Source organism: Kribbella sp. NPDC051586, assembly GCF_044453965.1.
Taxonomy (GTDB): domain Bacteria; phylum Actinomycetota; class Actinomycetes; order Propionibacteriales; family Kribbellaceae; genus Kribbella.
This window is the reverse complement of the sequence record NZ_JBITDF010000003.1, coordinates 1,653,857-1,675,807: the sequence shown is the minus strand read 5'-3', so window position 1 is coordinate 1,675,807 and position 21,951 is coordinate 1,653,857. Positions and strand designations below refer to the sequence as shown.

The window sequence follows — 21,951 nt, the reverse complement described above, 5'->3', positions numbered from 1 at the left end:
CTCAGTGGTGGAGTGGCCGAGAGGCGAGGCAACGGCCTGCAAAGCCGTGTACACGGGTTCGAATCCCGTCTCCACCTCGAGAACCTCAGGTCAAACTGAGTGTTACTTGGACGATTGGCGCAGCGGTAGCGCGCTTCCCTGACACGGAAGAGGTCACTGGTTCGATCCCAGTATCGTCCACGAAGCCGATAGGCGAGCTGTGCCGACGGAAAGCGTCGGCCGGCTCGCCTTCGTCATTTGTGCGGCTGCGCTTCGCTTGCCGCGAGCGGGGGCTCCGCCACCCGCACCCCCTTGCGCCTTCGCTTCGCTCGGCTTCTTGGGTTGGGTTGCGCGATCGGGTGACCGGCTTGGGTTGGGGTGGGCGGTTGGCTCACCGGCTTGGGTTGGGGTGGGCGGTTGGCTCACCGGCTGGGCTGGGTTCTGCGGTTGGCTCGGCGGCTTGGGCTGGGGTGAGCGGTTGGTTTTACCGCGCTGGGGCGAGTTTGAGGGTTGGCTCGGCTCCTGGGGTTGGTTGAGCGGTGGGCTCACAGGCTTGGGTTGAGGTGCTGCCGGTGGATCAAGTTGTACGATCAGCGTCAAACATGTGTACGGTGTTGGTCTAACAGTTGAGGTGGTGGTGGGTTGTGCGGGCTTTGGAGCAGGTCTCGTGGGGTGGGCCGGGGGGTCTGCGGGTGGTTGAGGTTGAGGTGCCTTCCGTTGGGGTCGGGGAGGTGTTGGTGCGGGTGGGGGCCGCGGGGGTGAACTTTGCGGATGTGATGCAGGCGCGAGGGACGTATGACGGTGGGCCGCGGGCGCCGTACCTGGCTGGGTTTGAGGCGGCGGGTGAGGTGGTGGCCGTGGGGAGTGGGGTGACCGGTGTGGTGGTGGGGGAGCACGTGGTGGGGACGGGGTACGGCGCGTTCGCGGAGTACATGGTGATGGCGGATGTGGTGCCGGTGCCGGATGGGTGGACGGACGAGGAGGCGCTCGGCCTGGTGTTGAACTGGGCAACGGCCTTGGCCGCGCTCCGTCACCTGGGGCAACTAACTGCGGGCGACACAGTCCTGATCCAGGCGGCTGCGGGTGGCGTTGGGCAGGCGGCGGTGCGGATCGCCAAGTACTACGGGGCAACGGTCATCGCGACTGTCTCCGCTCCCAAGCATGAGGTTGTACGGCGGCTTGGTGCGGATCACGTGATCGACTACCGGACTGCCGATCTGAAGGCCGAGGTACTGCGCTTGGCCGGTGGAGGCGTTGATGTCGTACTGGAGTCCGTGGGCGGTGAGACGTTCCGGAGGAGCATCGAGGTTGCGCGCCGGGTGACGGGGAAGGTGATCGTGATCGGCGCCGCGGGTGGCGAGTCGTCGATCAGCAACTGGGAGTTGAACTTCAAGCACCCGGTGCACGTGATCGGCCACCACCTGACGACCTTCATCAAGCACGCCCCGGACCTGTTCGCCGATGTGATGACCGAGCTCGGCAAACTCATCGACGCCGGCGTGTACCCGCCCGGCAGTCCGACCGTCTACGACCTGGCAGATGGCCCGAAGGTGCTCGCCGAACTCGAAGCCGGCGTCACGATCGGCAAGCTCGCGCTCAAGCCATAACAGCGTTCAAGCCATAACAGCGTTCAAGCCGTAACCGACTGCGCGACGCGAAACCCGAGATCCTCGATCGCGAACGTGGGATGGGACCGCCGGCGGACCGTCGACCCGATAGATCGCTCCGGGTCGGCGAATCCGCCGCCGCGGAAGATCCGGTACGACCCGTACGTCGCGGGATCGTAGAGATCCCAGCACCACTCCCACACGTTCCCGAGCATGTCGTGCAACCCCCACGTGTTGCAGGCCTTCCCGCCCACGGCATGCGCCCGCCCGTCGGAGTTCTCCGAATACCAGGCGATGTCGTCCAGCTCCCCGTAGCGGTACGCCGAGGCTCCCGCCGTACACGCCCACTGCCACTCCGCCTCGGACGGCAACCGGTACCCCGGAGAAGCCCAGTCACAACTGACCGACAAGCCCGAGATCTCATAAGCGACAGGCAACCCCGCGTCCACGGACATCTGGTTGCACAGGGCAACAGCGTCGTACCAGCTGACCCCCGTGAGCGGTACGTCGTCCACCGTCATCGGATAGCGCCCCAGCCGGAAGGCAGGCAGGTCGACGTGCCACCGTCGGTCGACACGATCATCACGAAGGAAGATCAGCCCGGCCGGAATTTCCACCAGATCCATCAGTAGAACTGCCTGAGCTTCGGCCACAGCGTGGACCACGGCTCGGCCGGCCGCTCGCACAGGACCAACGCGGTCCCGTCCTCGTCGTTCGAGACGATCGCGTCCACAGTGCCGACCTGCTTGCAGTTCTGGAAATGCGCCTCGAAGGCGGGTGTCCGTTGGAGCTCGACGAGCAGCACCGGCCCGGTGTTGGTGTCCGGCGGACGCTCCCAGTCGGCGAAGCTCATGTGGCCGGAGTACGCCGTTGGCAGGCCGTGCGAAGGTCCGTACCGCCGAAGGGCGCCGGCCTCACCGTAGTTGCCGGTGAAGATCGTCGACGTCGGCCGCTCCGCCGGCGGGATCTGCCCCCACGCGCTGGCGACCGAAGCGACGAAGGCCGGCCAGCCGATCTGTTCGCCTTGCTCCTTGTTGACCGGGATGACGAAGTCGACCGCCGACGCGGGCAGCACCGGCAGGGTGAAGACGGCCGAGGTCAATGCCGTCAGCACCAATCCGATGACGGCCAGCACGCGATGACGGTCGATCCATCGCAGCGTCGGCTCGCAACCGGCCGCGACGAGGACGAGCAGCAGCGGCAGCGCGTAGTACGACTTCCCGCCGACGGCCAGAACTGCCACGCACAACACGGGATAGGCGAGCGCGACCGATCGGGCCCACTGGAGCTGCCGCCACAACCGGAGGAACCCGGCCACCCAGATCGGCGCCAGGAACGGAGACAGCTGCAGGATCTGCAACGGGATGAACATGATGCGGTTCTCGGTGCCGTCGTCCTCGCTGATCCCGCCGGCGACCGTGAGCTGCGGCCAGTCGTGCTGGAACTGCCACAGCACGTTCGGCAGCGCGATCACGCCGGCCACGGCGACGCCCGCGAGCAGCCACCACGAGCGCAGCACGCTGCGCGGTCCGACGATCAGGAGCGAGACGAGCAGCGCACCGACCGGCAGCACGACGAGGTACTTGTTCTCCAAGGCGATCCCGGCCGTCAGCCCGAGCGCGAGCCACCAGCGTCCGTCACCGGTGCGAAGGAGCTTCACCGCGAACAGCCCGATCAGCATCCAGGCCAGCAGGTCGTACGTCGCCGTGGACACCATGTGCCCGACCCCGAGCACGAAGCCGGACACGGCGGCGCAGATCGCGGCGAGCATCTGTCCGCGCCGGGCGCTGCCGAACTCGCGGGCGAGGAGAGCGATGACGATGACCGTCGCGACGCTGCTCAGCGTCGACAGCACCCTGAGGCCCATGACGGTGTCGCCGAAGATCGTGGTGGAGATGCGGGCGATCAGCGGAGTCAGCGGCGGCTGGTCGATGTACCCCCAGCTCAGGTGCCGGCCGGCGACCATGAAGTAGAGCTCGTCGCGGTGGTAGCCGTAACGCCCGGACAGGGCGGTCAGCACGACGCCAACGATCAACGCGACGCCTACGACGGGCCGCGCAGCGAAGGGGTGCACCGGAGGGCGGGTCATGGCCGAATGTTGTCAGTCCGAGGGGGTCCCCGCCAGCAATTGGGGAGCCTCTCCGCGGTTCAGTAGGAGGACCCGGCCGGCGAGCGTCTCGTCCTCCACGAAACGCACCACGCCGTCGGTCAGGGCATCGAGGGGAACAAGGTCGGCCCCGTGCTCCTCCACCGGTAGCGCTTCGCGCTCACGCACGCCACGCTCGGTCGCCACCCAGTCCGGCACGACGCAGTTCACCCGCACGCCGTCCAGTGGCGCCAGCGTCGTGGTGAACCGGATGAGCGCTGCCTTGGCCGCGCTGTACTCCGGCGAGACGTGCGGCCCGAAGCCCAACCCAGCAGTGGATCCCACGTTGACCACTGCGCCGCCACCGGCAGCCCGCATGCCAGGCAGGGCGAGCTGAGTGGCCAGCATCGGTGCCCGCAGATTCACAGCGAGCGAGTCGGACCACCGCTGCACGGACGCCTCCGGGAAGCACGGTCTCAGGACAGCTCCACCGCCGGCATTGTTCACCAGGATCTGCGGCCGGCATGCGATCAGCTCGGCGACCGCGTCGTCGTCGCGCATGTCGACGCGGACGAACCGCGCCGACGCTCCGATCAGCTCCGCCGTCCGCTCACCGCCCTCGGCGTCGATGTCCGCGACCACCACGGACGCGCCCGCCGCGGCGAGGCGTCGGGCGATCGCGCGGCCGATGCCGACCGCGGCTCCGGTAACTATTGCGACCTTCCCGGTGATGTCCATGCCCGAAGGCTGCCACGGCCCACCGACAGTCCGGGATGATTGGATATGTCAACCAGACAACGGGCGAGGGGACACGCAGGTGGCACTGCTGTACGAGCGGATCTGCGCTCACGTCCTGGAGCAGCTCCGGCGCGGCGCCCTCCGGCCGGGGGACCGGGTGCCGTCGGAGATGGAGCTGGCCGCCCAGTTCGCGGTCAGCCGGATCACCTCCAAGCGCGCCCTGGAGGTACTGCGTGAGGCAGGCCTGGTGGAGCGCATCCGCGGCAAGGGCACCTTCGTCGTACGGCGACTGCCTGACCTCACCGACCTGACCATCCCGCTCCGCGCGACCCCGCGACGGGAGGCCCGCTCGATCGCACTGATCGTCCCGGACATGTCCGAGGCGTACGGGCTCGACCTGCTCAACGCCATCGAGGAGCGCTGCGCGGAGTACGGCGCCCACCTGGTCGTACGGCGAACCCATGGGCGCCAGACCGACGAGGAGAAGGCAGTCGACTCGCTGGTGGCGACTGTGGACGGCCTGATCGTCTTCCCGGTGCACGGTGACTTCTACAACGCCAGCCTGCTCCGGCAGGTCCTCGACGGGTTTCCAGTGGTCCTCGTCGACCGCCACCTGTCCGGCATCCCGGTAGCCGCCGTACACACCGACAACGTGGCTGCTGCGCGCGCGCTGACCACCCGCCTGCTGGACCAGGGCCACGAACACATCGCCTTCGTGTCGCCACCGCCAGTGAACACATCGTCCATCGAGGACCGCCTGGATGGCTTTCGCGCAGCGTTCACCGGCCGCGGACGCCCGTACGAGCTGACCGACCTCCGCAGCACGCTGCCCGGCTCGACGACCACCGAGAGCGTGCGAGGCGATCTGGACGTCATTCGCGCGTTCCGCGACCGCATGCCGGAAGTGACGGCGTACGTCGCCTGTGAGTACAACCTGGCCCGGATGGTCGACCGGGTGCTGGGCGACCGGGTCATCGCGTGTTTCGACTCACCGGGGGACTCCATCGGCGGACCGCCGTACCTGCATGTGCGGCAGAACCAGGCCGAGATGGGGCGTCGTGCCGTCGACCTGCTGCTCGCGCAGCTCCGTGGCGAAGCGGTGCCGAACCTTTCGCTGGTCCCGTTCGAGATCGTCGAGGCAGCACCTGACTTTCGGCAGTAGGGCGAGCCTCGTGCGACTGTGTAGCGTCAACGGCATGAACTGGCGCCGCCTGTGGGACGTGGGTCTGTGGGCCGCGCTCAGCTTCCTGGTGCTCGGTGAGAGCGGCGCACGGCACGATCCGTACTGGTTCCGCGCGGCATGCATCGCCGTACTGGCGTTCGCCGTCTTCGGTCGACGCAGGTGGCCGTTGCCGGCCTTGGCCGCGGTCGCCTGGGCCGAGATCGTCATCCTGGCCTTCGCCCTCGGTACGACGAACGGCGTGCAGATCGCACTCGTACCGGCGATCAGTCTGCTGAGCTATCTGGCCGGTCGGCGCGAGACACAGCTGAAGCACTTCGTCATGCTGTGCAGCTGGTCGCTGCTCGGAATGCTCATCCTCGCTCTGACCGTACGCCGGGGCGCGCAGGCCAACGAGGCGGTTCTGACCTGGCTCCTGATGCTCCTACTCGCCCTCCTGCTGGTCGTGCTGCCCTGGTTGATAGGGCGGTACCGCGCGCAGCAGGCGTTGCTGGCGACGGCCGGCTGGGAGCGGGCCGAGCGGATCGAACGCGAACAGCAGATGGAGATCGACCAGGAGCGGCTGCGCGAGCGGTCGCGGATCGCCGAGGACATGCACGATTCGGTCGGTCACGAGCTCAGCCTGATCGCATTGCGCGCCGCAGCGCTCGAGCTCGACCCGTCACTGCCCGAGGCCCATCGGCAGGCCGCGGGGGAGTTGCGTGAGTCCGCAGCCACTGCGACGGAGCGGCTCGGCGAGATCGTCGGCGTACTCCGTGAGCAGGACGCCCCGACGATGCCGCACGACGAAACAGTGCATGCGCTGGTTGAGCGCGCTGCCGCGTCCGGACTGTCCGTACGGCTCACCGAAGAGGTCGACGGCGAGCTGGTGCCGATGGTGGACCGCGCAGTGCACCGTGTGGTCCAGGAGTCGTTGACCAACGCGAGCAAGCACGCGCCCGGCGCGTCCGTGACAGTCACAGTGATCTCGCAGGACGACGACGTACGCGTGGTGGTCACGGACACCGGAGCCAGTCGGGCAGTGGCCGCACCGTCCGGTGGGCGAGGTCTGGACGGTCTGCGGGAGCGAGTCCGCCTGGCTGGCGGCTCACTGACAGCCGGCCCGCGACCTGGCGGCGGATTCGAGGTAGCAGCCGCCATGCCCCGCGCCGGCGGTCGACCGGAGCCGCAGACGGCCGCAGTCGAGCGAGCCACGGTACGTCGCAGCGCCCAGCGCGGACTGATCACCGCGATCGCCGCACCGCTGCTGCTCGGCGTAGTAGTAGGTGCGGTTGCCCTCGGCTACTACCTCGTCGCAGGCTATAGCGCGATCCTGCGACCCGCGCAGTACAACGGACTGACCATCGGCCAGTCCGAGGCGGACGTGGCGAAGGTCCTGCCGCGGATGCAGATGATCGACGCGCCGGCCGAGGGCTACGACCCTCCCGCCGGTTGGAGTTGCAGGTACTACCGTCCGGCCGCTCCGTTCACCAGCAACTACGTGTACCGCCTGTGCTTCGCCGACGGTGCACTGGTCGCCAAAGCGGTCGTGGCGAGCGGGTCGGTCGCACCAACTCCGGAGGGGAACGGATGATCAGGGTGATGCTCGCCGACGACGAGGCGATGGTGCGGGCCGGTGTCCGCGCGATCCTCGGCACCGACGACGAGATCGACGTCGTCGCCGAGGCAGCCGACGGCGTCGAGGCGGTCGAAGCGGTACGCCGGCATCGGCCGGACGTCGCCGTACTGGACATCCGGATGCCGCGGATGGACGGACTCGCCGCGGGTGCGGAGATCCGGCGGACCGTGCCGGAGACCGCCGTCGTGATCCTCACCACCTTCTCGGAGGACGCCTACATCGCCCGTGCGCTCGGCGACGGCGCCAGTGGCTTCCTGCTGAAGTCGGGCGACCCCCGCGAGCTCATCGCGGGCCTGAAGGCCGTGGCCGATGGCGCCGCGTACCTGTCACCCCGGGTGGCGCAGCGGGTGATCGCCGAGCTGAGCGCCGGATCGGGCGGCGGTGCGATGGCACGGGCAGCGGCTGCGAAGGAGCAGGTCGCCGTACTGAGCCCACGCGAGCTGGACGTGCTCGGACTGGTCGGTGCGGGGCTGTCGAACGCCGAGATCGCCGCCCGGCTGTACCTCGTCGAGGGGACCGTGAAGGCCTACGTCAGCGCCGTTCTGCTGCGCCTGGGCGTGAAGAACCGGGTCCAGGCCGCGATCGTCGCCCACGAGGCCGGACTGGTCGCCTCCTGACCTGCTCGGCTCAGCGGCGCGCATGGCCCTGGCCGCCCGGGATACTGGTGACGCAAACCGCCACCGGACGCTCCGGGTGGTGACGTGGTGAGGACACCGGGTCATGGGATAGTGGTGCCTCCCGGGGCCCTCACCTCCGGACAACCCAGCAGCCTCCAGGGGCCACCCGCCCCCTCACAGAATCGGGGATCCAGGTCGTGACCGACTCGCACAACTCCGGACAGCACAAGGACCGGGAAGCGGCGGCGGCCGAGGTCCGGAGAATGTGGCAGCCGACCCCCTCCTGGACCCAGCCGGACCCTAACGACGCCGAGCCTGCCGACGACACCACCGACGAGCAGAAGCCCGACGCGCTGTCGCAGGAGTACCCCGGCGACTCGTGGTCCACGCCGGACACCCCTTCCGCCGACAAGCCGGTCGACCAGCCCGCGCCGTGGACCCAGCCACAGGCGGCGCCGCCGGCACCCTCCTGGACGCAGCCCGTCGCCGACTCTGCCGCAGCGTCGTGGACGCAGCCGGAGGAGTACGACGAGGAGCCCGACGTCGAGTCCCAGGGAACCGACGAGACCGACCCGGCAGCGGCCGAGGGCGGCACGCCCGACCAGACCCAGGGCGCCGCGCCGAACCCCCCGGTCTTCGGCGGATCCTCCTTCCACGGCTCGGGATCCGGCTTCGGGCAGGACCAGGGCAGCACTCCGCAGCCGCAGCCAGGTCAGGCTCCCCAGAGCACGCACGGCGGCCAGCCGCTGTCCCCGGCGGCGCAGCACTTCTTCCCGCAGGGCATCCCGGGCCAGCAGACCCCTCAGCCCCCGCAGAACCTGTCCTTCCGCACGGACGACCTGATCCAGGCTCTGCCGTTGCCGCGGGAGGCTCCGGCCGAGCGCGGCGTCCGCAGCATGCTGAAGCTGCGTCCCGGCAGCTCCGAGCGGTCCGAGCGGATCGCCCGGGCGACCGCCGCGACGGCGTTCCGGCGTCCGGTGACGATCGTCGTGGCCAACCCGAAGGGCGGCTCCGGCAAGACGCCGACCACGCTGCTGCTGTCCGGTGCGCTCGGCCAGGCCCGTGGCGGCGGCGTCGTGGCGTGGGACAACAACGAACTGCGCGGCAACATGCACCTCCGCACCCACGACACGAACTCCCGGTCGACCGTGACGGACATGCTGCAGGCGATGCCGATGCTGACCCAGCCGGACGCCCGCCTCGGCGACGTCGCGGCGTACCTGCGCCATCAGGTGTCCGGTCAGTACGACGTACTCACGTCGGCGACTACGACGTACGCGCAGATCGAGGCGAAGGACTTCGACCTGATCCACCGCTTGCTGAGCCGGTTCTACAAGGTGCTCGTGATCGACACCGGGAACAACGAGGGCTCCAGCAACTGGCGCGAGGCGATGAAGGCGGCCGACGCCCTCGTCATCCCGATCAAGTGGAAGAGCCTGTCCTGCGCCGCCGCCGTGCAGATGCTCGAGGAGCTGGACAACCAGGGCCCCGAGGCGCAGCGGCTCATCCGCCGCGCGGTGATCGCAGTGTCGAACGGCCCCGGCGACGTCAACAAGGAGGTCGAGAAGCAGCTCCGGCCGTACTTCGAGTCCCGCGCCGCCGCCGTCGTCGACATCCCGACCGACATGCACATCGCAGCCGAGGGCCCGCTCGACCACTCCGCGCTGCAGCCCGCCACCCGGCGCGCCGCGCTGGACCTGGCGGCCCGGGTGTCGGAGCAGGTGACGATCGCCCTCAACGCTCCGCGCTGAGGACAGCAAGACTCAACCGGCTGAGGCGGTCCGGATCGGCAACCACGTCGTACGACATGATCCGGTCCGCCTCGCCGGTAAAGGTGAAGGTGAGGGCGAGCAGCAGCTTGCCTTGAGGGGCGAGCACCACCCCGACCTCGCCGTTCACCAGCGCGAGCTCGGCCAGCTGGGAACGGGCAGCCAGCGCGGCTGTGCCCTCGGCGACTGCCCGCGCGCCACGTAGCTCGGCGGACATGCCGGGCGACAGCACCGCGGCGTCGACGCGGCGAACGACGTCCGGGTCCAGCACCGCGAGGATCGCCTGGAGATCACCTGCCCGAGCTGCGTCGAGGAACGCGGACACCACCCGACGCTGCCGGCTCAACTCGCCGTTGGGCACCGATGGCGTGCCCTGGACCTTCTGCCGCGCCCGGCTGGCCAGCTTCTTCGTCGTGACCGGGTTCCGCTCGACGATCGGCGCGATCTGCGCGAACGGTACGGCGAACATGTCGTGCAGCACGAACGCGATCCGCTCCGCCGGCTCCAGCGTGTCCAGTACGACGAGCAGCGCCCGGCTCACCGAGTCCGCGACGAGTGCCTCCTCTTCCGGGGTACGCCGTACCGTCGGGGTCTGATCGAGGTCGTCGGGATCCGCGACCGGCCGGATCTTGCGGCCGCGGAGCATGTCCAGGCAGATCCGCGTCACCACCGTGCGCAGCCAGCCGCCCAGATTGTCGATGTGGTCGGCCCGGCCGAGCCTGATCCAAGCCTCCTGCACCGCGTCCTCGGCCTCGGTGTGCGAGCCCAGCAGGCGGTACGCGACCGCCTCCAGCTTGGTCCGCTCCGCTTCGAATGCCTCGGTCAGCTCCACTGGTCACCTTTCTGCGCCACTCGCCGTCACCCAGTCTGACGACCACGAGATGACGAAGGTGACCACAGTGCTTCATCTGGATTGCAGTGCGAACCGCTCCGCCGAATCGGTGACGCGGCAGCTGTCCCGCCAGTTCGCAGACCGCTGGCGGACCGGTGACTACCGCTACCGGGACCTGGCAGCCGATCCGGTGCCTCCGATCGACACGGCGTACTGCCAGCTGGGCCGGCGGTCCGAGCAGCTGGGCACGGTCCCGATCGCGGACGTCGATCAACTGGTGCAGACCCGAGCCGAGGCCGAGGCCTGGGCGCTGACGAAGCCGCTGATCGACGAGATCAGAGCCGCGTCGGTGCTGCTGATCGGCACGCCCCTGTACAACTACTCGCTCCCGGCGTCCCTCAAGGCGTGGATCGACCGGATCACCTTCCCCGGCGCCTTCGCCGACGACGTACTGCGGGACACGCAGGTGGTCGTGATCGCCGCTACCGGGGGAGCGTATGGCCCGGGGGCGCCGCGGGACGGGTGGGACCACCAGGAGCCGTACCTGCACGCGTACTTCACCAACTTCGGCGTGCGACCGGAGAACCTCACCTACATCCGGGCCGAGCTCACGCTGACCGGACTGGTCGACCGGCTCGCACATCTGAAGCCGCTGGCGGAACATTCCCTGGCCAAGGCCCGGGCCCAGGTGCTCTCAGGCGTCGCGCTGCGTCAGAACGCGGCTGCCGAGCGCTAGACCGCCCGCGGCCCACAGGATCAGGACACCCGCGCTGAGGGTGGGCGAGAGCGGGTCGGTGGTACCGGTCAGGTAGTTCTGACCGGCACCACCCGGCAGTAGTGCCGCGATCCAGACCAACGGACGCAATGAGCTCTGGCTGAGCATCAAGGGCACGACCAGGAGCAGGAGGAAGGCGACCGTGAGGGTGCCGGCCGTACTACGGACCACCCAGGCAATGCCCGCGGCGAACAGACCGGCGACTGTCGCGTAGAAGCCGACCGAGAGCAGGTCGACTGCGAGTCCGCGCGCGTTCCACTCGGCCCACGAGCCTGCAGCCAGGCCGCCCGTCACGGAGGCGATGGCGGCCAGCAGTAGTCCGTAGCCGAACAGGACCGGTGCCAGCACCACCGCCTTCGCCAGGACGACGTTCCGCCGCACCGGAGTCCATTGCAGGGTCGAGCGGATGCTGCCGGTCGCGTACTCGGACGTCACGGTCAGCAGCGCGAAGGCAGCAACGACGACTTGCACGATCAGGATCGCTGAGCTGCCGAACTCGCCCACCGGCTGTGCCTGAGCATGTGCGCGGTGCAGGTTGTCGTAGGCGAGGCTGAAGCCGTACTGCACCCCTAGCAGCGCCGTCAGCAGGACGGCCGCGACGATGTTCAGCCAGCTGGACCGGACAGTCCACAGCTTCGTCCACTCCGACCGCACCGCGTTCATCGTTCTCCTGCTTCCATGAGTTGAGGCTCTACTTGAGCTTGAGGCTTGCGTCTGCGGAGTCGGTGGCGGACGAGTTCGACGACGAGGGTCACGGCGAGCGCGAGGCCGATGCCGAGGACGACGCCCTTGAGGGGGTTGTCCTCGAAGGCCTTGCCGCCGATGAAGCCCACCAATGTGCAGTACGCGCCCCAGCTGGCCGCGGCGAGCGCGGCGAACGGTGTGAAGCTCCGGAGTGGGTAGCGGACGGAGCCCATCGTCAACGTGACCACGGTCCGGCCTCCGGGCACGTAGCGAGCGACGACGAGGACCAGACCGCCGCGCTCCTCCAGCGAGCGCCGGGCCCATTGAACGGCCGCGTGCCGCTTGGTCCCGGGCTTGACCCGGTCGAGCAGCCGCCCGCCGGCGCCGCGGCCGAGGGCGTACGAGACGTGGTCGCCGATGAACGCGCCGATCGACGCGACCACGATCACGGCGTACAGGTTGGGCTCGCCGGTGGATGCCGCGAACACGCCTGCGGTGACAACCAGCGTCTCGCTCGGAATCGCCGGGAAGAACCCGTCCAACGCGGCGAAGCCCCACAGCGCCAGATAGATCCACCACGACGACATCAGCTCGTCGGCGAAGTGCAGGATCGAGTCACTCACGAAGCCACCCCGTACTCCAGGCTGTCGGCGGTGAGCTCCATGTAGGCCTCCTCGAGTGACGCCCGCTCGGTGTGCAGCTCATGCAGACGTACGCCGAGCTCGTGCGCGAGATCGCCGATCCGCTCTGCCGATACACCGGTCACGATCAGCCGGTTGTCATCGGTGTCCATCCGCTCCGCCTCACCGGCCAGCCGGTCCCGCAGTACGGCGAGGTCCTGCCGATCGGGGACACGGACGGCGACCGTGCTGCGGGACGACCCGGCGATCACCTCGGCCACCGGTGCGTCGGCGATGAGCCGGCCGCGCCCGATGACGACGAGCTGGTCGGCGGTCAGCTGCATCTCGCTCATCAGGTGGCTGGAGACGAACACCGTCCGGCCCTCGGCCGCGAGCGAACGCATCAGCTCGCGGACCCAGCGGACGCCGTCCGGGTCGAGACCGTTCACCGGCTCGTCGAACATCAGCACCTCGGGATCCCCGAGCAGCGCGCCGGCGATCCCGAGGCGCTGGCCCATGCCGAGCGAGAACTGCCCGGCCCGCTTCCGGGTGACCGGGTCCAGGCCGACGATCGACAGCACGGCATCGACCCGGCTGACGGGGATGCCGTTGCTGCGTGCCATCGCGATCAGGTGGTTCCGCGCGGTCCGCCGGGGGTGCAGCGCCTTGGCGTCGAGCAAGGCGCCGACCTTGGTCAGCGGCGCCGGCCAATCGGCGTACGGGCGGCCGTCGACGAGCGCGACGCCTTCGGTCGGGGCGTCGAGGCCGAGGATCATCCGCATCGTGGTCGACTTGCCGGCGCCGTTCGGGCCCAGGAAGCCGGTCACCCGGCCGGGCGCGACGGTGAGGTCGAGCGAGTCCACGGCGCGGGTGCCGCCGTAGGTCTTGGTGAGTCCTTCAAGGGTGATCACGCTGTCGAAACTACGAATCCGGGCACCCCTGGCACATCGGACCAACGGCTGGCCCGACCCCCGACTTTCGTCAGGTACGGCGGGCCTGTGGATACGCCGTCGGGTCGGCGTCGCGATGTCGATACCATCTGTGGCGTGACCGGCAATCGGCCGGTGACGCGCAACCGAGGAGTGCACTGTGTCGGAAGTCAAGGTCCATCTGGTCGGCGTCGAGGGCGAGGCTGAGCGGAGTGTGACCGAGACGACGACGATCGGGGAGCTGTTCGCCGGGATCTTCGGCCAGGACCGCTCCGCCATCGCCGCCCGGGTCAACGGTGAGCCGCGGGACCTGTCCAGGGTGGTCCAGGACGGCGACGAGATCGAGCCGGTCAAGGCGGCGTCCGAGGACGGCCGCGCGATCATCCGGCACTCGACCGCGCATGTGCTCGCGCAGGCGGTGCAGGACCTGTTCCCGGACGCCAAGCTCGGCATCGGCCCGCCGGTGGAGAACGGGTTCTACTACGACTTCGACGTCGAGACGCCGTTCACCCCGGAGGACCTGACCAAGCTCGAGAAGAAGATGCAGCAGATCATCAAGGAGCGGCAGCGGTTCAGCCGCCGGGTGGTCAGCGACGACGACGCGCGTTCCGAGCTGGCCGGCGAGCCGTACAAGCTCGAGCTGATCGGCATCAAGGGCTCCGCGGCGGACGCGGCCGAGGGTGCGAGCGTCGAGGTCGGCGGCGGCGAGCTGACGATCTACGACAACGTCCGGCGGGACGACAGCGTCGCGTGGAAGGACCTGTGCCGCGGCCCGCACGTCCCGGCCACCGGATACCTCGGCAACTTCAAGCTGATGCGCACGGCGGCGGCGTACTGGCGGGGGAGCGAGAAGAACCCGCAGCTCCAGCGCATCTACGGCACGGCGTGGGAGTCCCGCGACGAGCTGAAGGCGTACCTGACGAGGCTGGAGGAGGCCGCCAAGCGCGACCACCGCAAGCTCGGCACCGAGCTCGACCTCTTCAGCTTCCCCGACGAGATCGGCTCGGGGCTCGCGGTGTTCCACCCGAAGGGCGGCGTACTGCGGAAGGTGATGGAGGACTACTCCCGCCAGCGCCACGTCGAGGACGACTACGAGTTCGTCTACTCGCCGCACATCACCAAGGGCCAGCTGTTCGAGACCTCCGGCCACCTGGACTGGTACGCCGACGGCATGTACCCGCCCATGCACCTGGACGAGGAGCGCGGTGCGGACGGGCAGATCCGCAAGCAGGGCCAGGACTACTACCTGAAGCCGATGAACTGCCCGATGCACAACCTGATCTTCGGCGCCCGCGGCCGGTCGTACCGGGAGCTGCCGCTGCGGCTGTTCGAGTTCGGCACGGTCTACCGGCTGGAGAAGTCCGGCGTCGTGCACGGCATGACCCGGGCCCGCGGCTTCACCCAGGACGACGCGCACATCTACTGCACCCGCGAGCAGATGCGCGACGAGCTGCGCAACCTGCTGACGTTCGTGCTCGGGCTGCTCGCCGACTACGGCCTGGACGACTTCTACCTCGAGCTCTCCACCAAGAACCCGGACAAGTTCGTCGGCTCGGACGAGGTCTGGGAGGAGGCCACCGAGACGCTGCGGGAGGTTGCCGAGGGCTCCGGTCTCGAGCTGGTCCCGGACCCGGGCGGCGCGGCGTTCTACGGCCCGAAGATCTCCGTCCAGGCCAAGGACGCGATCGGCCGGACCTGGCAGATGTCGACGATCCAGCTGGACTTCAACCTGCCCGAGCGGTTCGAGCTGGAGTACACCGCGCCGGACGGCTCCCGGCAGCGGCCGGTGATGATCCACCGGGCGCTGTTCGGCTCGATCGAGCGGTTCGTCGCCGTGCTGACCGAGCACTACGCGGGCGCCTTCCCGCCCTGGCTGGCTCCGGTCCAGGTCATCGGCATCCCGATCACCGACGGGCATGTCGACTACCTGTTCGAGGTCGCCAAGCAGCTGAAGGCACAGGGCATCCGGGTCGAGATCGACGCGTCGGACGACCGGATGCAGAAGAAGATCCGCAACGCGCAGAAGTCCAAGGTGCCGTACATGCTGATCGCCGGCGACGACGACATGGCGGCCGGCTCGGTGTCCTTCCGGTACCGCGACGGCGAGCAGAAGAACGGCGTGCCGATCGCCGACGCGGTGACCGAGATCGTCGAGGCCGTCAAGAAGCGCGCGCAGGTATGACGCCGGACGACCCGACCTCGCCGTACCAGCCCGACGAGCTGGTGCGGCAGGACGGGGTCGGGGAGCCGGACGAGTTCATGCGGTTGTGGACGCCGCACCGGATGGCCTACATCGAGGGTGAGAACAAGCCGACCAGCTCAGAGGCGGGCTCGGGCTGCCCGTTCTGCCGATTGCCTGGTCTGCCGGACGCCGACGCGCTGATCGTGCATCGCGGCGACGCGGCGTACGCCGTCCTGAACCTGTACCCGTACAACCCCGGTCACCTGATGGTCGTGCCGTACCGGCATGTTGCCGACTACGCCGAGCTGAGCGACGCCGAGGTCACCGACGTGGCCGAGCTGACCCGGCAGGCGATGCAGGCCGTCCGCACGGTGTCGGGGGCGCAGGGCTTCAACATCGGCATGAACCAGGGCGACATCGCTGGTGCAGGCATCGCCGCGCACCTGCACCAGCATGTGGTCCCGAGATGGGCCGGCGACATGAACTTCATGCCCGTGATCGCCGGCACCAAGGTCCTCCCGCAACTCCTGGCCGACACGAGGGCCCTACTTGCTAAATCCTGGTCCTAGTCGCCGGCCAGGCGCTCGCCGCTGAAGAGCTGCCAGTGGAAGTAGATCGGGTCGCCGAAGGTGCCCGGCACCTTGCGGATCATCTGGATCGAGGTGGCGGCGCCGTTGGCGTGCCCCACCAAATACAGGTACGCGGACTTGGTGTCCTTGTCGATGCCGAGCAGCATCACCCCGTCCCAGCACGCCGCCGCCACCAGCGATTCGAACCCTTGCCAGGTCGAGCCCCGCACCTGCTTCACGACGCCCGGGATGATCTGCCCGCCGGCCAGCGGCAGGCGCGCGGTGTAGAGCTTGCCCGACGTCAGCGTCATCAGGAACGTGTCGTACGTCGCCGTCTGGCTGATCAGCGTCATCGCCTTCACACCTCTGTACCCGGACTGCCAGCCAGTGATCCGCCGGCTCGGCACACCGTCCTTGTACGTCACGTCGCGGCGATACAGCGTGCCGTCCGTGCGCAGCGAGTACTCGGTCTCACGCTGCTTCGTGGCGGTGACGTACGTCGACCGATCGAGACTGCGATACACCTGCCAGCCTGGACCGACCCGGGTGACTTGCTTCTGCGTCACCGGTCCCCGGCCGTTCTCGGTGATGTAGCTGGTGTCGTACATCGTCGAGCCCATGATGACCGGGCCCTGGTGAGCCATCCCGCCGACCTCGGCAGGGCCGTACCGAACCGTCGCGCTCAGCCTGACCTGTCCGTCCGGATAGAGGTCCTTGGCGACGATCCAGTTGTCGACCACCTTGCCTTCGGCTTGGATGGTCTGCATCCGGTGGTCCCCGCCGGCAGTCACCGAACCGAGGTTCACCACGCACTCACTCTGCGTGCTCCTCGTCTGCACTGCCGTTGTCCCGAACGCGGCCGTCCCGCTCCCCAGCGTCGCGGCGACCAGAGCTCCGGCGGAGAGAAGGCCCCCGTACTTACCCCATCTGTTCATGTCATCCCCCAGTTCATTCGCCGGCCAGCGCCGGATCGGTGTACTTGGTCCAGCTGAAGTAGACCGGGTCGGTGAAGCTGCCCGGTGCCTTGCCGAGTCCCTTGATGACGGTGGCCAGACCGTTGGCGTGCCCAACGGAGTACAGGTAGCCGGCGCCGGTGTCCTTGTCGATCGCGAGGACGGTCGTGCCCTGGCCGCAAGGCGCCGCGACCAAGGTCTCGAACACCCTCTGCGACACGGTCCCGCCGCCGACCGGTGTGCGTACGAGAAGTCGAGGAGCACCGGTCCGACCACCGTCTGACCGGTGTGCACCTCCGACCCATCGCCTGGCCCGTACCGGACTGCTGCGCTGAGTGTTGTCTGACCGTCGGCGAAGATGTCCTTCCCGACGATCTTGTCGGACACCTTCGTCACCGGCGCCGTCGCCGCGAAGGTCTGCATCCGGTGATCCCCACCGGCCGTGACCGAGCCGACCGAGATCGTGCACGGCGCCGTGATCGTGTTCTGCCCCGCCGTCGCCGTGCCGGTCGTGAGCAGTCCTGTGGTGAGCAAGCACTCCGGCGGCCACGAGTCCGCCGTACCTGGCAAACGTGCGCATTACCACCATCCCCAACGATGATTGATGATGGTGGGACGCTGGACTGGACCAGAAAGTTCTCAGCTGGTCCTCAGCGGAGGAAGAGCGGCAGCATCGGGTCGACGATGGTCGTGAGGGCGTCCAGCGAGACCTCGCGGGGTGGATTGGTCAGGGCGGACACGCGGACCACCCGGCGGCCCTGCCGGAACACGAGCTCGCCTGCTTCGGGGAGGTAGTAGCCGGGCTGGCCGAGCGGGGCGAACCGGGGCGGCGGCACCCGCTGGGACTCCGGGATGGTCGCCTGGTCGAACGCCTCGACGATCGACACCGTTGCGTCGAACGTTCCCCAGATGCACGTCAGCGCACCCTTCACCCGGTAATCGCGCCGCAGCTGGACCTGCAGCTGGACGAACCGCTCCGCCGCCGAGTTGGACAGTTGGCACGTCTCGTCCGCCTGGCGGGCCGGCCGGAGGTTCTTCGGTACGGCGTCGCGCGCGGCAAGCGCGATCGCGACGGATTTCGTCCGGTCGATGCCGGCCGCGGTGGTGCGCTCGATCCCGCCGGCCGGTGCGACCCGGACCGCCCGGTCGCCGGCCTCGAAGACAAGCCGCGACTCGCTGATCAGTGCGTCCGGCCCCAGCTCGGGCAGCTTCTCGACGGTCCCGGCGCCGTCCATCAACCGGTTGAGCGAGTCGGGCTGGCTCGGCAGCGCGCTGACGCCGATGGTGACGGCCCGGCCCTCGAGCATCAGGGTGCACAGGTCCATGGCCGGCAGGCCGCCGTCGTTCCAGGCGTTCGGTTTCGCGGTGACCGTGATGCGGAGCTTGGCGGTCAGCGTGCGGGTGATCGCCGTACACACCTGCGGTCCGGGCGCACCCGCAGTACCGTCCAGGCCCTCGGCCTGCGGGGGAGCGATCACGCTGGGGATCACCGCGGTCGGAGGCATCGTGGGCGGCGGCGCATCGTTCGCGCGCCGGGCAACCGTGCAGCCACTGGCCGCCAGCAGCACTGCCAGCGTGCCCACGAGCAGACGCATGCCGACCTCCTCACCTGCCACCAGCATGGCGCGGATCAGGCTCCTTCGCAGGTGAAATGGGGTGGCATGTCATCAGACGGTGATCCGGCTGGACTACGATCGCGTCGCCATGCTTAACAGATTCCGGCAGTTCTGGACCAAGGTGATCACGCCGATCGCCACCCTCCTGCTCAAGCTCGGCGTGAGCGCCGACATGGTCACGCTGGTGGGCACCATCGGTGTGTCCGCCGGGGCGCTGATCTTCTTCCCCCGCGGTCAGCTGTGGCTGGGCGTGGTGGTCATCACCTGTTTCGTGTTCTCGGACCTGATCGACGGCCACATGGCCCGCACCTCGGGTACGTCGTCGAAGTGGGGCTCGTTCCTCGACTCGACACTGGACCGGATCGCCGACGGCGCGATCTACGGCGGCCTGGTGATGTTCTACGCCAACTCGCGCGAGGGCAACTCGACGCTGATGGCCGCGGTGACGCTGTGGGCGCTCGTGATGGGCGCGGTCACCTCGTACGCCCGGGCGAAGGCGGAGAGCCTCGGCCTGAAGGCGAGCGGCGGCCTGGCCGAGCGCGCCGACCGGCTGGTGTTCACGCTGGTCCTGGCGTTCTTCTCCGACGTGTTCAACCTCCCGATCCTGCTGGAGATCGTGATCTGGTACGTCGCCGCCGCGAGCACGATCACCGTCGTACAGCGCTCGCTCTCGGTCCGTAAGCAGGTCCTGGCCGACCCGGCGAACGCGGGCCTGGACACCCCGCCGGCGGAGCCGAAGACCGACTGACGATGGAGGGTCTCCGGCAACGCGCGGTCGACGCGGCCTTCGCGCTCGCCTGGACCCTGGTACGACGCCTGCCCGAGCGGACCGTGACGTGGCTGTTCAGGCGGATCGCCGACCGCACCGTCCGCCGCAACGGCCGAGGCGTACGGCGCTTGCGTGGCAACCTGGCCGTCGTACGCCCGGAGGCGACCCAGACCGAGCTCGACGCGCTGGTACAAGCCGGAATGCGCTCGTACCTGCGCTACTGGCAGGAGACGTTCCGGCTGCCGGAGTGGTCGGACGACGAGATCGTCAGCAGCGTCCGCACGGTCAACGAGAAGCTGCTCCGGGACGCGCACGCCGCCGGCCGCGGGGTGATCTGCGCGCTCCCGCACCTCGCGAACTACGACCATGCCGGCGCCTGGGCCGGCCTGACCGGGATGCCGGTCTCGACCGTCGCGGAACGCCTGAAGCCGGAGTCGCTCTTCGACCGCTTCATCGCGTACCGCAAGCGGCTCGGCATGGACGTTCTCCCGCTGACCGGTGGTGACGACGACGTGACCGCCGTACTCGCGGACCGGCTCCGGGCCGGTGGCTTCGTCTGCCTCGTCGCCGACCGCGACCTGTCCGAACGCGGCATCCCGGTCACGTTCTTCGGCCGCCCGTCGCGGATGCCCGTCGGCCCGGCCGCGCTCAGTCTGAAGACAGGCGCGCCGTTGATCCCGGCCACCCTCCACTACGACGGACCCGACCTGGTCATCACCTTCCACGACGCGATCGAGCCCGACGGCGGCGCGGCCGCGATGACTCAGCGCTGCGCGGACGCGTTCGCGATCGGGATCGCGGCCCACCCCCAGGACTGGCACATGCTGCAGAGGATCTTCCTCGAGGGGTGAGAATCGTCCTGTGAGGATCGGTGTGGTGTGCCCGTACTCGCTGGGCACGCCCGGTGGGGTGCAGAACCATGTCCGCGATCTGGCCGAGGCGCTTTTGTCGCTCGGGCACGAGATCTCGGTCCTGGCCCCGGTGGACGACTTCGACGCGATCCCGCCGTACGTCGTGTCGTCGGGTCGCGCGGTCGGGGTGCCGTACAACGGGTCCGTCGCGCGGGTGACCTTCGGGCCACGGACGGCGGCCCGGGTGAAGGGCTGGCTCGCGGACGGGGACTTCGACGTGGTCCACGTGCACGAGCCGACCACGCCGAGCGCGTCGATCATCGCGCTCTGGTCGGCCAAGGGACCGTTCGTCGCGACCTTCCACACCTGGCAGGTGCGGTCCCGGGCGATGAGCGTGGCGGCCAGTCTGCTCCGGCCGGCATTGGAGAAGATCGATGCGCGCATCGCGGTGTCCGAGAACGCCCGCTCGATGATGGTCCAGCACGTCGGTGGCGAGGCGGTCGTGATCCCGAACGGCCTGTACACCACCCGGTTCAAGGGCAGCCCGCGTCCGGAGTGGATGGGCCTGGACGGCACGATCAGCTTCCTCGGCCGGTTGGACGAGCCGCGCAAGGGCCTCGCCGTACTGCTGGACGCCCTACCGCTGCTGCTTGCCGAGCGCCCGCACCTGAAGGTGCTCGTCGCGGGGTCGGGGCAGGCGGACGACGCACGCCGGTCGCTACCACCGCGGTACCGGGAGAACGTTCTGTTTCTCGGTGCGATCGACGACGAGGCCCGCGCCGACATGCTGGCCGGATCGGACCTGTACGTCGCGCCGCACCTCGGCGGCGAGTCCTTCGGCATCGTCCTGCTCGAGGCGATGGCAGCCGGTACGCCCGTGCTCGCGAGCGATCTGCCCGCGTTCCATCAGGTCCTGGACGGCGGGCGGCTGGGGGAATTGTTCGAGCCCGGCAACGCCGCCGAGCTGGCGGGCCGCGCGCTGCGCCTGCTCCGCCGCCCCGACGAGCGCGACCACCTCCGCGCGGCAGGCCTCAGCGCCGTACCGCGCTACGACTGGTCGGCGCTGCTGCCGGAACTGCTGTCGGTGTACGAACTGGTGGCTAGGTGAGCTTCGCCGCGGTGGCGTTGATCTCCTCGAGGTCTCCCGGCGTCGGGTGCCAGGGGAGCTGTAGCGGGTCGTCCTTGTAGCGGGGGATGACGTGCAGGTGAGTGTGGAACACCGACTGCCAGGCGTCGGCGCCGATGCAGCTGAGCAGGTTGGCGCCGTCGGCGTCGAGACGCTCGATCACGCGGCCGACCAGCGACTGGGCGAGCAGCGTCGCGGCCGTGAGGTCCTCGGCGGACGCCTCGCGCAGGTCGGTGGAGTGGGTCCGGGGAATCACCAGCAGATGGCCGCGCGTGCCCGGGTTGATGTCCATGAACGCGATCGCGCGGTCGTCGGACGCCACCTGGGTCGACGGGATGGTTCCGGCCACGATCCCGCAGAAGATGCAGTTCTCGCTCATCGGCACAGGCTATACACTGCGCGAGCCCAGTGAATTGAGCCCAGTAGATGGCGGAGCCTGTCCACCCGAGGA

Annotated in this window: 23 protein-coding genes and 2 tRNA genes; 14 read left to right on the top strand and 11 right to left on the bottom strand. The window is 69.0% G+C overall.

Going from position 1 to position 21,951, the window contains the following annotated elements:
• The first annotated feature begins 6 nt into the window (after window positions 1-6).
• The 3 genes from ACIA58_RS26665 (at window position 7) to ACIA58_RS26655 (ending at window position 1,586) form a co-directional block, all read left to right on the top strand.
• Window positions 7-77: transfer RNA gene (locus ACIA58_RS26665), tRNA-Cys, on the top strand.
• A gap of 31 nt (window positions 78-108) precedes the next feature.
• A tRNA-Val gene (locus tag ACIA58_RS26660) sits at window positions 109-180 on the top strand.
• 443 nt (window positions 181-623) lie between these two features.
• On the top strand, window positions 624-1,586 hold the full coding sequence (locus ACIA58_RS26655; RefSeq protein ID WP_396406486.1) for a zinc-binding dehydrogenase: 963 nt from the start codon (window positions 624-626) through the stop codon (window positions 1,584-1,586).
• Between the two features lie 23 nt (window positions 1,587-1,609).
• On the opposite strand, the gene ACIA58_RS26650 is transcribed toward ACIA58_RS26655, so the two are convergent.
• From ACIA58_RS26650 to ACIA58_RS26640, 3 genes are read right to left on the bottom strand one after another with little or no spacing between them, the layout of a single operon-like run.
• Entirely contained in the window at window positions 1,610-2,212 is a 603-nt protein-coding gene (locus ACIA58_RS26650) for a formylglycine-generating enzyme family protein (RefSeq protein WP_396406485.1), read from the bottom strand.
• On the bottom strand, window positions 2,212-3,675 hold the full coding sequence (locus ACIA58_RS26645) for an ArnT family glycosyltransferase (RefSeq protein ID WP_396406484.1): 1,464 nt from the start codon (window positions 3,673-3,675) through the stop codon (window positions 2,212-2,214). The genes ACIA58_RS26650 and ACIA58_RS26645 overlap by 1 nt, the downstream gene beginning before the upstream one ends.
• 12 nt (window positions 3,676-3,687) lie before the next feature.
• Window positions 3,688-4,410: an SDR family NAD(P)-dependent oxidoreductase gene (locus ACIA58_RS26640; RefSeq protein ID WP_396406483.1), complete on the bottom strand. Its 723-nt coding sequence runs from the start codon at window positions 4,408-4,410 to the stop codon at window positions 3,688-3,690.
• A 79-nt stretch (window positions 4,411-4,489) separates the two neighbouring features.
• Between ACIA58_RS26640 and ACIA58_RS26635 the strand changes: the two genes are divergently transcribed.
• From ACIA58_RS26635 to ACIA58_RS26620, 4 genes are all read left to right on the top strand, one after another.
• The gene (locus ACIA58_RS26635; protein ID WP_396406482.1) at window positions 4,490-5,572 is read left to right on the top strand and encodes a GntR family transcriptional regulator; all 1,083 of its coding nucleotides are present in this window, start codon (window positions 4,490-4,492) and stop codon (window positions 5,570-5,572) included.
• Window positions 5,573-5,606: 34 nt separating this feature from the next.
• A complete protein-coding gene (locus tag ACIA58_RS26630; RefSeq protein ID WP_396406481.1) occupies window positions 5,607-7,163 on the top strand; it encodes a sensor histidine kinase in 1,557 nt (518 codons plus the stop codon).
• Complete coding sequence (locus tag ACIA58_RS26625) at window positions 7,160-7,825, top strand: response regulator (RefSeq protein ID WP_396406480.1); 666 nt, start codon at window positions 7,160-7,162, stop codon at window positions 7,823-7,825. The genes ACIA58_RS26630 and ACIA58_RS26625 overlap by 4 nt, the downstream gene beginning before the upstream one ends.
• A 197-nt stretch (window positions 7,826-8,022) precedes the next feature.
• Window positions 8,023-9,576 carry an AAA family ATPase gene (locus ACIA58_RS26620; protein ID WP_396406479.1) on the top strand — a complete coding sequence of 518 codons (1,554 nt, stop codon included), beginning with the start codon at window positions 8,023-8,025 and terminating at the stop codon, window positions 9,574-9,576.
• On the opposite strand, the gene ACIA58_RS26615 is transcribed toward ACIA58_RS26620, so the two are convergent.
• Window positions 9,560-10,426, bottom strand: a complete 867-nt coding sequence (locus ACIA58_RS26615) for a sigma-70 family RNA polymerase sigma factor (protein WP_396406478.1) — start codon at window positions 10,424-10,426, stop codon at window positions 9,560-9,562. The genes ACIA58_RS26620 and ACIA58_RS26615 overlap by 17 nt on opposite strands.
• Before the next feature lie 58 nt (window positions 10,427-10,484).
• Between ACIA58_RS26615 and ACIA58_RS26610 the strand changes: the two genes are divergently transcribed.
• Complete coding sequence (locus tag ACIA58_RS26610; RefSeq protein WP_396406477.1) at window positions 10,485-11,162, top strand: FMN-dependent NADH-azoreductase; 678 nt, start codon at window positions 10,485-10,487, stop codon at window positions 11,160-11,162.
• Here the strand turns inward: ACIA58_RS26610 and ACIA58_RS26605 are convergent.
• From ACIA58_RS26605 to ACIA58_RS26595, 3 genes are read right to left on the bottom strand one after another with little or no spacing between them, the layout of a single operon-like run.
• Window positions 11,121-11,864, bottom strand: coding sequence for an ABC transporter permease (locus tag ACIA58_RS26605; protein WP_396406476.1), 744 nt, complete (start codon window positions 11,862-11,864; stop codon window positions 11,121-11,123). The genes ACIA58_RS26610 and ACIA58_RS26605 overlap by 42 nt on opposite strands.
• Window positions 11,861-12,508, bottom strand: a complete 648-nt coding sequence (locus ACIA58_RS26600) for a DedA family protein (RefSeq protein ID WP_396406475.1) — start codon at window positions 12,506-12,508, stop codon at window positions 11,861-11,863. Before ACIA58_RS26600 ends, ACIA58_RS26605 begins: the two co-directional genes overlap by 4 nt.
• Window positions 12,505-13,416: an ATP-binding cassette domain-containing protein gene (locus ACIA58_RS26595; protein ID WP_396406474.1), complete on the bottom strand. Its 912-nt coding sequence runs from the start codon at window positions 13,414-13,416 to the stop codon at window positions 12,505-12,507. Before ACIA58_RS26595 ends, ACIA58_RS26600 begins: the two co-directional genes overlap by 4 nt.
• 178 nt (window positions 13,417-13,594) lie before the next feature.
• Between ACIA58_RS26595 and thrS the strand changes: the two genes are divergently transcribed.
• Window positions 13,595-15,616, top strand: coding sequence for a threonine--tRNA ligase (thrS, locus tag ACIA58_RS26590; protein ID WP_396406473.1), 2,022 nt, complete (start codon window positions 13,595-13,597; stop codon window positions 15,614-15,616).
• Complete coding sequence (locus ACIA58_RS26585) at window positions 15,613-16,185, top strand: HIT family protein (protein WP_396406472.1); 573 nt, start codon at window positions 15,613-15,615, stop codon at window positions 16,183-16,185. The genes thrS and ACIA58_RS26585 overlap by 4 nt, the downstream gene beginning before the upstream one ends.
• On the opposite strand, the gene ACIA58_RS26580 is transcribed toward ACIA58_RS26585, so the two are convergent.
• On the bottom strand, window positions 16,182-17,120 hold the full coding sequence (locus ACIA58_RS26580; protein ID WP_396406471.1) for a hypothetical protein: 939 nt from the start codon (window positions 17,118-17,120) through the stop codon (window positions 16,182-16,184). The genes ACIA58_RS26585 and ACIA58_RS26580 overlap by 4 nt on opposite strands.
• A gap of 13 nt (window positions 17,121-17,133) precedes the next feature.
• Window positions 17,134-17,358, bottom strand: a complete 225-nt coding sequence (locus ACIA58_RS26575) for a hypothetical protein (protein WP_396406470.1) — start codon at window positions 17,356-17,358, stop codon at window positions 17,134-17,136.
• 222 nt (window positions 17,359-17,580) lie between these two features.
• On the opposite strand from ACIA58_RS26575, the gene ACIA58_RS26570 reads away from it, so the two are divergent.
• Complete coding sequence (locus ACIA58_RS26570) at window positions 17,581-17,739, top strand: hypothetical protein (RefSeq protein ID WP_396406469.1); 159 nt, start codon at window positions 17,581-17,583, stop codon at window positions 17,737-17,739.
• A gap of 49 nt (window positions 17,740-17,788) precedes the next feature.
• On the opposite strand, the gene ACIA58_RS26565 is transcribed toward ACIA58_RS26570, so the two are convergent.
• The gene (locus tag ACIA58_RS26565) at window positions 17,789-18,733 is read right to left on the bottom strand and encodes a hypothetical protein (protein ID WP_396406468.1); all 945 of its coding nucleotides are present in this window, start codon (window positions 18,731-18,733) and stop codon (window positions 17,789-17,791) included.
• A 109-nt stretch (window positions 18,734-18,842) separates the two neighbouring features.
• Between ACIA58_RS26565 and pgsA the strand changes: the two genes are divergently transcribed.
• The 3 genes from pgsA to ACIA58_RS26550 are packed head-to-tail and all read left to right on the top strand — an operon-like array spanning window position 18,843 to window position 21,482.
• Window positions 18,843-19,502 carry a phosphatidylinositol phosphate synthase gene (pgsA, locus tag ACIA58_RS26560; protein WP_396406467.1) on the top strand — a complete coding sequence of 220 codons (660 nt, stop codon included), beginning with the start codon at window positions 18,843-18,845 and terminating at the stop codon, window positions 19,500-19,502.
• 2 nt (window positions 19,503-19,504) lie between these two features.
• The gene (locus ACIA58_RS26555; protein ID WP_396406466.1) at window positions 19,505-20,374 is read left to right on the top strand and encodes a phosphatidylinositol mannoside acyltransferase; all 870 of its coding nucleotides are present in this window, start codon (window positions 19,505-19,507) and stop codon (window positions 20,372-20,374) included.
• A gap of 10 nt (window positions 20,375-20,384) precedes the next feature.
• Entirely contained in the window at window positions 20,385-21,482 is a 1,098-nt protein-coding gene (locus ACIA58_RS26550; protein WP_396406465.1) for a glycosyltransferase family 4 protein, read from the top strand.
• On the opposite strand, the gene ACIA58_RS26545 is transcribed toward ACIA58_RS26550, so the two are convergent.
• Window positions 21,475-21,879, bottom strand: coding sequence for an HIT family protein (locus tag ACIA58_RS26545; RefSeq protein ID WP_396406464.1), 405 nt, complete (start codon window positions 21,877-21,879; stop codon window positions 21,475-21,477). The genes ACIA58_RS26550 and ACIA58_RS26545 overlap by 8 nt on opposite strands.
• Window positions 21,880-21,951: the final 72 nt, after the last annotated feature.

Bases quoted from the DNA above. Each gene is read 5' to 3' on its own strand.
- ACIA58_RS26545 (WP_396406464.1), bottom strand. From the start codon at position 21,879: ATGAGCGAGAACTGCATCTTCTGCGGGATCGTGGCCGGAACCATCCCG.
- pgsA (WP_396406467.1), top strand. From the start codon at position 18,843: ATGCTTAACAGATTCCGGCAGTTCTGGACCAAGGTGATCACGCCGATC.
- ACIA58_RS26605 (WP_396406476.1), bottom strand. From the start codon at position 11,864: ATGAACGCGGTGCGGTCGGAGTGGACGAAGCTGTGGACTGTCCGGTCC.
- ACIA58_RS26580 (WP_396406471.1), bottom strand. From the start codon at position 17,120: ATGAACAGATGGGGTAAGTACGGGGGCCTTCTCTCCGCCGGAGCTCTG.
- ACIA58_RS26625 (WP_396406480.1), top strand. From the start codon at position 7,160: ATGATCAGGGTGATGCTCGCCGACGACGAGGCGATGGTGCGGGCCGGT.
- ACIA58_RS26630 (WP_396406481.1), top strand. From the start codon at position 5,607: ATGAACTGGCGCCGCCTGTGGGACGTGGGTCTGTGGGCCGCGCTCAGC.
- ACIA58_RS26640 (WP_396406483.1), bottom strand. From the start codon at position 4,410: ATGGACATCACCGGGAAGGTCGCAATAGTTACCGGAGCCGCGGTCGGC.
- ACIA58_RS26585 (WP_396406472.1), top strand. From the start codon at position 15,613: ATGACGCCGGACGACCCGACCTCGCCGTACCAGCCCGACGAGCTGGTG.
- ACIA58_RS26555 (WP_396406466.1), top strand. From the start codon at position 19,505: ATGGAGGGTCTCCGGCAACGCGCGGTCGACGCGGCCTTCGCGCTCGCC.
- ACIA58_RS26650 (WP_396406485.1), bottom strand. From the start codon at position 2,212: ATGGATCTGGTGGAAATTCCGGCCGGGCTGATCTTCCTTCGTGATGAT.
- ACIA58_RS26565 (WP_396406468.1), bottom strand. From the start codon at position 18,733: ATGCGTCTGCTCGTGGGCACGCTGGCAGTGCTGCTGGCGGCCAGTGGC.
- ACIA58_RS26645 (WP_396406484.1), bottom strand. From the start codon at position 3,675: ATGACCCGCCCTCCGGTGCACCCCTTCGCTGCGCGGCCCGTCGTAGGC.